This is a genomic window from Cyanobium sp. BA20m-14 (genome assembly GCF_024346295.1).
Genome location: NZ_JAGQCR010000087.1, coordinates 1 through 11,597 on the forward strand (window position 1 = coordinate 1; position 11,597 = coordinate 11,597).

Genomic DNA, 11,597 nt, shown 5'->3' on the forward strand with positions numbered 1-11,597 from the left:
ACCGTAAAAGGCGATGTGCATGATATCGGCAAAAATCTTGTAGATATTATTCTCACCAACAACGGCTATAACGTAGTCAATTTAGGCATCAAGCAAAGTTGTGAAGCTATAATCGATGCCCAGCGGCAGCATCAGGCCGACTGCATCGCCATGAGCGGTCTACTTGTGAAGTCTACGGCCTTCATGAAAGACAATCTAGAAGCCTTTAATCAGGCTGGTATTGCTGTGCCGGTAATACTTGGCGGGGCAGCACTTACGCCTAGGTTTGTTAATGGTGATTGCCGGGCCGCCTATCAAGGTCAGGTTGTCTACGGCCGCGACGCATTTGCCGATCTCCGTTTCATGGACGCCCTGATGGAGGCAAAAGCAGGCGGTGCCTGGGACGACCTACGGGGTTTCCTTGGACCGATTCCGGAGGGGCTTGGCATCGTCTCTCCCGAGACCGCCGCAGAAGAGCCTGCCAAGGCGGATGGGGCAAGAGAAGCCGTAGCTATTTCCCCTACAGAAGTCACTGTCAGCGTTGAACCAAATGATCAGCGCTCTACGGCTGTGACCGAAGAGAGCGCCCTTGAGCCACCCTTTTGGGGTAGCCAGATTTTGACTGAGCAGGAGATCGACCTGCAGGAAGTATTCGCTTACCTCGATCGCAACGCCCTATTTGCAGGCCAGTGGCAGCTGCGTAAGACCCAGCAGCAGAGCCGCGAAGACTACGAAGCAATGCTGGTCGAGAAGGCGGAGCCCGTTCTGCAGCAATGGATGGCGCGCTGTCTCGAGGATGGCCTGCTTTCACCTCGGGTGGCCTACGGCTATTTCCCCTGCGGCCGTAGTGGCAACGCCGTGGTCTTGTTTGACCCAGCGAAGCGCAAGCAACAATTAGGACGCTTCGAGCTGCCCCGCCAGCGCTCAGGCAACCGCTATTGCATTGCTGATTTCTACCGAGATCTCGCAATTGCAGCCGATGGTTCGTCGCTGCCAACCGATGTGTTGCCGATGCAGGCCGTAACCATGGGCGAAGGCGCCACCAGCTTTGCCCAGCAGCTTTTCAAAGCCGATCAATACACCGATTACCTCTATTTCCATGGACTTGGAGTCCAGTTGGCTGAGGCTCTGGCCGAATGGGTGCATGTGCGCATCAGGCGGGAGCTTGGCTTTCCTGATCCCACCGCGATGCCGCTGCGCGACGTGCTGGCTCAGCGCTATCGCGGTAGCCGCTACTCCTTTGGCTATCCCGCCTGTCCAAATGTGGCCGACTCCCGCCAGCAGCTCGCCTGGCTCGGTGCCGAGCGGATTGGTATGTCGATGGATGAGAGCGACCAACTCGAACCAGAGCAGAGCACCACTGCCCTAGTGGCCCTACATACCCAAGCTCGATACTTCTCAGCCTGAGCAGGGGGGCGGCGGCTTCTAGCCTGGCCAATCACCTTGCAAAACGGCTATGGCCATTGCCGGACCTGGCGGCGTTGATGCCGCAATCGCCTCGGGCATCGACCTGGATGGCACCCCGATCCCCTCCGAGATGATCGCTCTATACACGGAGGTGATGGATCTGGAAAGCCAGCGGGCCCGCAGCGGTGTCAAAAAATCGATGCGCAATCGCATCGTCAAGACAGGCTCGAAGCATTTCGACCAAGCCAGCCTTGATGCCCGGCTTAAGGCCGCCGGATGGGATGGCTTGAAAGCTAAGGAGATTGCTTTTTTCTACTCCTGAGCTCTAGCTGCAAAGGTCTTCGAGGGCGTCGATCACCTCCTGCTGAAACTTCTCCAGGTTGGAGGAGTCGCTCAGGTCGATGCCTTCGCCGGCGGCGTTCTGGGTGAGTTCCTGGAAATGGAAAGCCCCTTCGCCGTGGGCGAGGAATTCCATGGCGGAGGGTTCACCGCTTTCTTTGTACGCGTCGCAGAGGGCCAGAAAGGCCGCGTCTTCGGTGAATTCCCAGCTCATGAAGGGGGCCGCGCTGAAAGACAGGGTGAACGCGCTCTTCGACCTTTAACGCCTCCCCCCCGGAATCCGTCAACTACCTAGCCCAACTTTGTGCGGGTGTGTTGCCTTTCGCATAGCTCTGAAGCTTGTCGTCAGCCCAGTGCTGCAACCTCCGAACTGCCTGGCCAGACTGGAGCTATCCACATTTTCCCCGGTTCCCGTGAGCGATTTCAGCCAGCCAGCTTCCGCTTCGCTAAATGTGCTGGGTGAACCCTTGGTTGTGTGCGGCTGCCAACCAATGACAGGTTGGTTCCGCGACGGTCATTGCCGCACCAATGCCGCCGACCTGGGTCGTCACAGCGTCTGCTGTGTCGTGAGCGATGCCTTCCTGCGCTACAGCCAGGCCCAGGGAAACGACCTCAGCACCCCGGCGCCCGCCTATGGCTTCCCCGGGCTCAAGCCTGGAGACCATTGGTGTGTGTGTGCGCCGCGCTGGCTTGAGGCCTACGAGGACGGCATGGCACCACCTGTGCGCCTAGAGGCCACGGAGGATTCCGCTCTTGAGGTGATTTCCTTAGCAATCCTGCAAGCAAACGCTGCTTGATTTGAGAGCTACCAGGCGATTTGCTGCCCATCCCAGGCCCAGAACTGCCCAGTCTGTTGGGGCCCAAGCACCGCCAATACGTCGAGCAGCTGCTGAGCAGCGCGCTCTGGGCTGAACAACCGATCTGGCGGCACACCGGCCTGGAAGGGGGCGGAGAGGCCCGTGGCCGTGGTTCCGGGGTGGAGCAGGCTCACACACCCCTTGGGCTTTCTGCGAGCCCATTCCAGGGCCAGGGTGCGCAGCATCTGATTTTGGGCAGCCTTGGCCGCCCGGTAGGCATACCAGCCACCGAGTTGGTTGTCGCCGATGCTTCCCACCCGGGCCGAAAGGCTGGCGAAATGAAATGGGTCTGCGGGGCTAAACAGGGATTCGATCGCCTGGGCCAGCAGCAGGGATGCAAAGGCATTCACCGCAAAGCTGAGCTCTAGGGCCTGGCGATTCACCTGACTGAGGCGCTTTTCCGGTTGGAGCAAGGGCCCATGCAGCAGGCCGGCCGTGTTGATCACCAGCCGCAGGGGGGGGTGATTTTCAAGGCTTGCTGCCAACCCCGAGAGGCTGGAGTCGTCGGTGAGATCCACCGGTAAAAACTCGACCTCGCGCCACAGGGGATCCCCAGGCAATCGCCAGTCCTGCCGTGAAGCTCCCACAAGCTGCAGCCCCGGGGCGATTCGGCCCAGCTCCTGGAGCAGGGCCTGGCCGATGCCGCCACACCCCACCACCAGTCCCGTGCCATGCCAGTCATGCCACGGCGAAGCTGAGCTCATTGCCACAAAAACTCCAGAGCCGAAGCCGCACCCACGGGCCTGCCGCATGATGGCAGTGCATACCTGCCTGCTGCTTCGGAGTCGATGGGCATTCGCATCGCCGTGTTGGGCCTGGGGGCTTGGGGCCAGACCCTGCTTGAGCGCTGGGGTCAGCAAGGTCACATCGTCACGGGTTGGTCCCGGCGCTCTGGCAGCAGTCCGGTGGACCTGCTTGCCAACCAGGATTTGGTGGTTTCGGCGGTAGCCATGGCAGGGGTCCAGCCCCTGGCTGAGCAGCTGGCTCCCCATTGGCCCACTGGACTGCCGCTATTGAGCTGCAGCAAGGGGTTGGATCTCCAGCTGCTGGCAACTGCCACCCAGCTCTGGTCAAACCAGTTGGCGGATGCCCCCTTGCTGGTGCTGAGTGGGCCGAATCTGGCAACCGAGGTGCGCCAAGGGCTACCTGCGGCCAGCGTGATCGCAGCTGCGGATCAGGATCTAGCCCGCCGCTTTCAGCAGCACCTCAGCGACACATCGCTGCGCCTCTACACAAACACAGATCCGATTGGCACCGAGGCCGCAGGGGCACTCAAAAACGTTATGGCAGTAGCCGCCGGCATCTCCGATGGTCTGGCTTTAGGTGCGAACGCCAAGGCATCCCTGCTCTGCCGTGGCTTAGCCGAGATTGGCGTGGTGTTGGAGGGTTTAGGCGGTGCCACCAGCACTCTCTACGGCCTGGCTGGCTTGGGTGATTTGTTGGCCACCGCCAACAGCAGCCTCAGCCGCAACTATCGCTGCGGCGTGCTTCTGGCCGAGGGCTGCAGCGAGCAGCAGGCAAGCGAGCGCATTTCAGCAACCGTTGAGGGTCCTCGCACGGCCAGAGCGGCCCTGCAGCTTGCCAGCCGCAAAGGCTGGCATCTGCCGATCTGTGAGCAGGTTGTGCTGGTGCTCGAAGGCCACACCACCCCTGCTGCCGCCGTTAAGGCTCTGATGGAGCGCGATCTGCGGCCGGAGTGGCAGCAAGCATGACCTTTCCTGGCTCTGCTGTAACGCCACTTGTCTCCCTGCCAGCTGTGCTGGTTGAGGCTTTTGCTGACCGACCCTGTTGCGGCAACGGTGCGGCCGTGGTGCAGCTACTCCAGCCCATGGGCGATGTTGCCCTGCAGGCCATTGCCCGCAGTCTCAACCAGTCTGAGACGGCTTTTTTGCTGCAGCAGCAAGGCCGCTGGACCCTGCGCTGGTTCACCCCCAGCTGCGAAGTCCCCCTCTGCGGCCATGCAACACTCGCCGCCCTGCTGGCCTTGGGCCACTGGCAGCAGCTGGTGCCCGGCGGGGGATTGGAGCTGTTCACCCGCAGCGGCCCCCTGGCGGTAGCCCTTGATGCCAGCGGCAGCTCAGGGCAGCTGGTGCTGCCTAGCGCCGGTCTGCTGCCGGCCGAGCCATCGCCAGCGTTGATCCAGTTGCTGCATGAACGACTAGGGGGGGCACCCCTGGCCTACTGGAGCTCAGGCCTCGGTTATCGGGTGGCCTTGTTTTCGCCAGAGGCAGCGCTGGCCCAGTTGCCTGGCCTGGCTGCGGAATTAGAGGGTCCTGATCGGGGCGGCTTGGTATTGATGCAGGCCATCGAGAAGGGACCGATAGACGACCTTCCCTCCGTGCTTGGACGGCCAGCCGACTACCAGCTGCGGTTCTTCGCTCCAGGACTTGGCATTGATGAGGATCCGGTTACTGGATCTGCCCACGCTCTTGTTGCGCCTTTTTGGCTCGATCGCCTAGGCCGCAGCTCCGTAGTGGGTTGGCAGTGCTCGCCGCGGCCGGGGGGGATGGTGTGTGATGGCGCTTCTTCGGGCATGATCCGACTTAGCGGTTCGGGCCACCTCCTTTGGAACGGCACATTGCGGGTGCAGGCCGATGGCTCCGGAGCCGACTCCTGGGCCTCCCTAGCCGTCTGCGCCTGAATCAGGGACTACATCAGAACAGAGGACTACTCCAGAACAGAAGTCTTCTCCAGACAAGAAGACTTCATCTGCATGGTCTCTTCAGCCGGAGACTGATGCTGGCTGGCCCAATGGCCGTTGTAGCCGTGGCGGTGGGATTTGCGGCCCAGGGCCTGGCTCCCCGCCCCTATGGGGCCGCCCAGGGCGAGTTGCTGGATGCCCTTATTGATACGCCGCCCCCGGCTCAAGACACCACTACCGCAGCTGAGCAATTGCGTCGTCTCGAGGCGCGCCGAGCCACCCCTCAAGCAACTGCCACTGCCACTGCCAGCCTCGGCCTGGATGAGCCCGAAGCGGGTCCGGGAGTTGATCTGGAAATCCGCGTCGCCCTGCTTGGCGCCGGCACCAACCCCGATCTCTCCGCCAGCGGAGCCTGGCAGGTTGTCAGCCGAGACGGCCAGCTGCTCCAACAGGGCGGCGCTGGCAGTTCGGTGAACCTCAATGAACTCTGGCTCCAGGGCCCAGAAGCCTGGCTGCAGACCAGTGGGACCTCCGTACTGGTCAACGGCCGCCCCTATGGAGGGCGCCTGCGTCTGATTCCGGAGAGTGGCGGGCTCAGGGTGGTCAATCACGTTGGTCTGGAGAACTACATCGGTGCCGTGGTTGGAGCTGAGATGCCTAGCAGCTGGTCGCTAGAGGCTCTGCGGGCCCAGGCCGTAGCCGCCCGCTCCTATGCCCTCGCCCACATGGCTCGCCCAGCCAACCGTCACTGGCATCTTGGTGACACAACCCGCTGGCAGGCCTACAAGGGCCTCTCGAGCAGCAACGAACGCACCCGCCAAGCTGCCGCCAGCACCGCCGGCATGATCCTCAGCTATCAGGGCGCCATCGTGGAAAGTCTTTATGCCGCCAACCGCCAGATATCCCTGGAAGCCCATGGCCATCTCGGCGCAAGCATGAGCCAGCACGGCGCCCAGGATCTGGCTATGCAGGGCTATCGCTACAACCAGATTCTTGGTCACTATTACCAGGGAGCATCTCTGGCCCGCCTCAAGGCTGGTGCGAGCTGAGCGCATCTGGCAGCTGGCGCTGCAGTTATCCAGCCAGGCGCAGGCCAGCGGCTCCCTGGTTCCCCTAGCTACCGAGGTCCTGGCGGCCCCGCAGCACCAGCCATTTGTGTTGCGGCGTTTGCTGAGCACCACCCCCAAACACCTACGCCGTGGTGGCCCCAAGCCGAATCCTTTTTTGCCCTGGGAGCAAGCTCTGGAAGTGGAACGGCTCAGCAGCGGCCATGTGGTGCTGCTCAACAAATATCCAGTGCAGGCGGGCCATCTGCTCCTGATCACGGACTCCTGGCAGCCGCAATCCGGCTGGCTTTCTGTTGACGACTGGCGCGGGGTCTCGCTGCTGGCCAGTGACACCGGTGGGCTGTGGTTCTTCAACAGTTGTGCCGCCTCTGGCGCCAGCCAGCCCCACCGGCATCTGCAACTGCTGCCCCGCCGCGCTGGAGAAGCCAGCACGCCCCTGTCTGCGGCAATCCAAGTTCAGCTGGATAGGGGCGAGCGCCCCTGGCCCTGGGCCTATCGGCTGAGTCGCCGCACAGATGCCCACGGGGGTAGGGATCTACCCGCCCTTTACCTGGAGCATGCCGAGCAACTGGGCCTGGGCTATCCCCACCAGGACGCCCAGCCCAGGCACCCATACAACCTGCTCTTTGACGACAACTGGCTGCTCACCGTGCGGCGCACCCAGGAACATTGCGCTGGCTTCAGCCTCAATGCCCTTGCCTTTGCTGGCTATCTGCTGGCCACGGAAAGGTCCGATCTCGAGTTGCTGGAGCGAGAGGGGCCTTGGTCCTTACTGCAGGCGGTTGCCGCTGCCCCCGACAAGGACATGTGATCAACGTTCCGTAATTTTTCGGTTGCGCAATAGGGCCCCGTCGCGGCTGGTTGGAAAGGAAGGGAACCAAAACCCTGCCAACCCAACTTCAGCCCATGACCCAATCGATCAAAACCAAATCCCTCTGCCGCCGTGCCCTGCAACAACGCAACCAGCGGGTGAACCAGTACTGCGGTCTGGTTACCCCAATTGCTGTGCACTACTGCCGCCGCTGTCCGGAGCCCCTCGACGACCTGGTTCAGGTGGGTCTGATGGGCCTGCTACGAGCCGCCGAGCTCTATCAACCACAAACAGCAACTCCTTTCGAGGCCTTTGCCAGACCGCACATCCGGGGCGCCATCTTGCACTACCTGCGTGATTCGGCATCGGCCGTGCGGTTACCGCGCCGGCAGATGGAGCTGCACGACAAGCTGCGCCAACTGAAGGCCAGCTGGAGCAGTGTCCATGGGCGGGAGCCCAGCGCCGAAGATCTGCGACTAGCTCTGCAGCTCAGCCTTGAGCAATGGCAAGAACTGCTACGTGGTCAAGCCCTAGCCAGGCCCCTGGATCTGGAGACTGGCTATGAGGAAACCAGACTTCATGAGGGTTCGAACGGCAGGCCCTCGGACTCTGAATTCACCGGCGCTGATGACTGGGAGGATCAGGGAGCTGAAGTGCGTCAGCAACTTGCTTGCCTTGAGCCCGGATTACGTCGTGTGATCCAGAAGGTAGTGCTCTCGGGCTGGAGCTACCGGCGCACGGCAGCCTTGCTTCAGGTGAGTCCGATGACCGTGCAGCGGAGGCTCAAGCAGGGCCTGGCACAGATGCGTGCCGCTCTACTTAATGCAGACGCGTTCTCAAGCCTCAGCTTCCAGCCGAGGCCGCATCCCGCTCCATCTGTTGCTCCAGCGTGCTGATCGTGGCATTTACGGCTGCCAGCTGGCGTTCCACCCCGTCCCGCCAGAACTGAAGCATGCGCAGCTTGCGCTCTTGATGACGCCTCCAGCTACCAGCACCACCGTCATCAACGCTGCCACAGCAGCCCAGGAGGGGAAGCATGAGAAAGTGGGAAAGTTCCTAAAGGTTCTAGCGACCCTGACGGGCTTGCCGAGTGTTGTGTTTCTCCCCCAGCGATGGCCCCGAAACACCCTTCGGTCAGTTCCATTCCCAGCCCCTGTACGAGCTCTCAATCTGGGTTTGCAACCAACTTCCCGTCATACCCTTTTGGAATAGGGGCCATTGCACTCAAACCCAACACCCTGATTACCAGATTTCCGTTGCGGCCGATCAAACTGCTGATAGCAGCTGCCCTGGGGGCTCCCCTCGGCCTGTTGCAGGCGCTGCCAGCGGCCGCTTACGTGGCTCTAATGGCGGGACAACAGGCCCGTCCCCTAAATGGCACCTTCAACAAGGTGCCGGTTCTGCACTCGAACCAGCCGGAGGAGGTTGAAGGCCCCGGGATCCTGATCAGCACCGCGCCGGGGTATGCCTACGCCGAAGAGACTGGACAGCCCTTGCGCAACGCCGAATTCACCTTCAACGGTGATTTTGGGGTGCACATGCACCACAAGTATTTCCCCCCGAACCGCCGCCAGCTATCCCGCTCTGGTAGGCGTCCAGAACTCACCCTAGGGCTGATTCTGATCAATCCCGGAATGCGGGCAGTGCACATCCGCTTTGAAACCGGTGCAGTACGCAACAGCTTTGAGGCGCCCTATCTTGTCAATTACAAGATGGGAGTAAGACCTCTCGGGCCTCGCCCTTGGAATACCGGTCCTGGAGATGCAACAGCTGTGCAAGTTCTACGCAGTCGTCTAGATCCAAAACTTGATCAGGATATTACTATTCCTGCCCGCAGCCGTATTGTGCTATTTCAGACCCAGCTGCCTGCGCTTGGCATTGCTAACGCCTTGTTGAAAGGTAATAGTGATGGACCTTTTCAGATGGCTGTTGTTGCTGGGAAAGAACCCAATAGCGACTGGGATCTAATCGCTATTTTGGATCGGGGACGGCTTGCTCCGGGCAGGGTCTACCTGAACCGCATCGCTGACATCAATGGCCGCCGAATTTTCTCCCGTGTGGGAGGTGTTGCTATAGGTGATACTTATCAAGCCACCCTGAACCATGATTTCGCTCAGCAAGGTCCATTACATTTTCCGCTAACGAGCACTAACCGCCATAATTTCGGCACGCTCGAGGTGCAGGTCAATCCACTCGCCAGCCGCATGGTGGATTCATCCCTAGACAATGTGGGCACCTACGGCGTTCGATTTGATGTCGATCTGAATCTCAAGGGGGCTGGCCCCTATGAGCTGGTTCTCAGCCATCCCACCGCCTCAGGCACTGGTAAACCTTTCACCGCCTTCAGGGGATCATTGCAAGTACGCACGGAGGAAGGGCTTCAAGAAATGCACGTAGGCATGCGCTCTGGCCAAAGCTTGCCCCTCACCTCTTTGAATCTTCGGGGAGGTGTATCCAACCCAGTTCGAATCAGCTTGGTTTATCCGGCCGATGCCACCCCTGGTCACCTACTCAGCATCGTGCCAGCCAGTCAGGTCGCCATGGTGCAGGAGCGAGAGCGTTTGCTTGAGTTGGCTCGCAACACAGCCTCCCCCGCGGCGATGACGCCCCCCCAGTCCCTGCCTGCGATTCCAGATCAGGATCGTGATGGTCAGGATGGATCAGAATTAATGGCCCCGTTGGTGCTGCAGCCACGCTTCCCCAGCCTGCCGCCCCTCAGAGCAAATCCTCTGCCACCACCGCCAATTTATCAGCCGCGTTATTCCCCCAACCAAACTTCAACCCCTGGGAATAAAAGCTTGGTTGATCGCTACCAGCAGGCCCTGGAAGCGCAGCAGGAAATGATGCGCGACCTTATTGGCCGTTAGGCATGGCTAAGCCGGCGGACCCCAATCGTCGCCGCTTCAGCCTGGAGCTGCCCGTCGATTTGCTCGACAAAATTGATGCGCTGCGGGCCGAGTGGGGCATCCGCAGTCGCGGAGATATTTTGGAGCGTCTGCTACAAGAGATCTTCCCAAATACTGAGGAAGCTGAGACCTCTGTTCTTGCCAACGACGGCAATCACCAGCCTGATGGTTGCCTTAGCGAACAAACCAGCCTGGAATCAACCTTCAACGAACAGGGGGCTTTGGTGTTGATGACCCGGAGCTCCGGGGGAGACCTGTGCCTGGATCGGGAATCAGCTGATCGTGAATTTGCCTTCGACTTCGATGTTGATGCGTCAATGGCAGCGGATGTGCGCCCTCGTCAGAGCGGCATTGACCTACCTGGCTTTGTGAGGCGCCAATCTGACCAGCTCAAGCGCAGTTTGCAGCCCTTACGCCAACCCATGGATCTGGCGCAAGAACCTCTCCCCCATGTAGGCGGTGATGTGCTCGAACGCTCTTTGGCCAGAGCCCGTGACCACTGGCTTGAGCTCTACGGCAAGGTTGCCAATGAGGCGGTACTGGAAGCCGCAATGGTGTGGTTGGCCCAGGACATTTGGGACCAGAGTGATCAAAGTGAGGGCCGCCCCTTTACTTGGTCGCTTGCCTGCGATGTGGTGGCCAATACGGCTCCCAGCTGGGGCAGGGAGCCCGCAACTTTTGAGCGAGTCATGGTGATGGCAGGTTTGCTGGAGGATCCCTTCAGCACTTCAACCCTGGAACTCCGCTTACCAACGCTGATCAGGCGCTTTGTTCATCGTTTCCGCAAGCGACGTAAGGGCACCTCGTTCCAGACCTTGGAACACACCATGACCCTGCATGGGGCCTTGAAGCTGCTGCAACTGCCAACGGCGCCGGGTCAGCGGCTCACCCTGCGACAGATACGGGAGGCTTACCGCGAGTTGGCGATGAGCCATCACCCCGACTCTGGCGGCACGGAAGAAACCATGCGGCGCCTAAACGAGGCCTACCAGCTACTGAAAGAGCTCTACCGCAACGAATAGACTCGTATATTACTTCTCATCTGAGACACCTAATTGGTCCTGGAATGATTCTCGGATGAGACTAGCGATCTGCACTTTGCGGCTTGCTTGGGCGCATCATCATTGCTAGCCACAACGGTTTGACTGCTCAGATGTTGGACGGATAGCTGTTTTTCTTTTCTCACATGAGATTCATTGTTGGTCTTGTTAAGGGTCTTGCCTGGGGAGAGTGGGATTTTTTATTCTTGGCCTGAGCAGCCTGGTCTTGTAATGAGACCACTAATTAGTCTTGGATGAGATAGCTGATGCATATGCAAGTGAGCTTTGCCCCCTAGTTGATGGCATCTAGTTGGGTTTATTTCCAATTTTTCCGTATTTCTGCCTGCATCTCCCTAGTCGTGTGTTTCATGGGTTCTTTGTAGTTGTGGCCGGAAGACGGCCTGAATAGCTTGTCCAGCCATCTCACCTGGTCTGGTCCAGATCATCCGTCTCGCTTCAGAGTCGTTGCAGCAGCAGACTCTGAAGTCTTGCGTCACTGTGTCATACACAGGTACGCAAGCTCTTAGGGCTATGCAACAGGCTTGCTGAG

12 protein-coding genes are annotated in these 11,597 nt (G+C 60.1%); 10 read left to right on the forward strand and 2 right to left on the reverse strand.

Features of this window, described 5'->3' with window-relative positions; translation table 11 throughout:
• Together KBZ07_RS09535 and KBZ07_RS09540 are read left to right on the forward strand one after the other, a co-directional pair.
• On the forward strand, window positions 1–1,386 hold a 1,386-nt coding region (locus KBZ07_RS09535), incomplete at its 5' end, for a vitamin B12 dependent-methionine synthase activation domain-containing protein (protein ID WP_254931394.1).
• A gap of 49 nt (window positions 1,387–1,435) precedes the next feature.
• A complete protein-coding gene (locus KBZ07_RS09540) occupies window positions 1,436–1,708 on the forward strand; it encodes a DUF4090 family protein (protein ID WP_254931395.1) in 273 nt (90 codons plus the stop codon).
• A 3-nt stretch (window positions 1,709–1,711) separates the two neighbouring features.
• On the opposite strand, the gene KBZ07_RS09545 is transcribed toward KBZ07_RS09540, so the two are convergent.
• Window positions 1,712–1,939, reverse strand: a complete 228-nt coding sequence (locus tag KBZ07_RS09545) for a hypothetical protein (RefSeq protein ID WP_254931396.1) — start codon at window positions 1,937–1,939, stop codon at window positions 1,712–1,714.
• A 238-nt stretch (window positions 1,940–2,177) separates the two neighbouring features.
• Between KBZ07_RS09545 and KBZ07_RS09550 the strand changes: the two genes are divergently transcribed.
• A complete protein-coding gene (locus KBZ07_RS09550; RefSeq protein WP_396123999.1) occupies window positions 2,178–2,522 on the forward strand; it encodes a DUF2237 family protein in 345 nt (114 codons plus the stop codon).
• 8 nt (window positions 2,523–2,530) lie between these two features.
• Here the strand turns inward: KBZ07_RS09550 and KBZ07_RS09555 are convergent, their stop codons facing one another.
• A complete protein-coding gene (locus tag KBZ07_RS09555; RefSeq protein ID WP_254931398.1) occupies window positions 2,531–3,286 on the reverse strand; it encodes an SDR family NAD(P)-dependent oxidoreductase in 756 nt (251 codons plus the stop codon).
• Window positions 3,287–3,370: 84 nt separating this feature from the next.
• Here KBZ07_RS09555 and KBZ07_RS09560 point away from each other — a divergent pair, with 84 nt between their 5' ends.
• From KBZ07_RS09560 to KBZ07_RS09590, 7 genes are all read left to right on the forward strand, one after another.
• Window positions 3,371–4,294 (forward strand): NAD(P)H-dependent glycerol-3-phosphate dehydrogenase, encoded by a 924-nt coding sequence (locus tag KBZ07_RS09560; protein WP_254931399.1) that lies wholly within the window; start codon window positions 3,371–3,373, stop codon window positions 4,292–4,294.
• A complete protein-coding gene (locus KBZ07_RS09565; protein WP_254931400.1) occupies window positions 4,291–5,223 on the forward strand; it encodes a PhzF family phenazine biosynthesis protein in 933 nt (310 codons plus the stop codon). The genes KBZ07_RS09560 and KBZ07_RS09565 overlap by 4 nt, the downstream gene beginning before the upstream one ends.
• Window positions 5,224–5,333: 110 nt before the next feature.
• Complete coding sequence (locus KBZ07_RS09570) at window positions 5,334–6,272, forward strand: SpoIID/LytB domain-containing protein (protein WP_254931401.1); 939 nt, start codon at window positions 5,334–5,336, stop codon at window positions 6,270–6,272.
• Window positions 6,262–7,101, forward strand: a complete 840-nt coding sequence (locus KBZ07_RS09575; RefSeq protein WP_254931402.1) for an ATP adenylyltransferase — start codon at window positions 6,262–6,264, stop codon at window positions 7,099–7,101. The genes KBZ07_RS09570 and KBZ07_RS09575 overlap by 11 nt, the downstream gene beginning before the upstream one ends.
• 95 nt (window positions 7,102–7,196) lie before the next feature.
• On the forward strand, window positions 7,197–7,997 hold the full coding sequence (locus KBZ07_RS09580) for a sigma-70 family RNA polymerase sigma factor (RefSeq protein WP_254931403.1): 801 nt from the start codon (window positions 7,197–7,199) through the stop codon (window positions 7,995–7,997).
• 216 nt (window positions 7,998–8,213) lie between these two features.
• A complete protein-coding gene (locus KBZ07_RS09585) occupies window positions 8,214–9,968 on the forward strand; it encodes a DUF3370 family protein (RefSeq protein WP_396123997.1) in 1,755 nt (584 codons plus the stop codon).
• Window positions 9,969–9,970: 2 nt separating this feature from the next.
• The gene (locus KBZ07_RS09590; protein WP_254931404.1) at window positions 9,971–11,029 is read left to right on the forward strand and encodes a DnaJ domain-containing protein; all 1,059 of its coding nucleotides are present in this window, start codon (window positions 9,971–9,973) and stop codon (window positions 11,027–11,029) included.
• The last annotated feature ends 568 nt before the right edge of the window (window positions 11,030–11,597 follow it).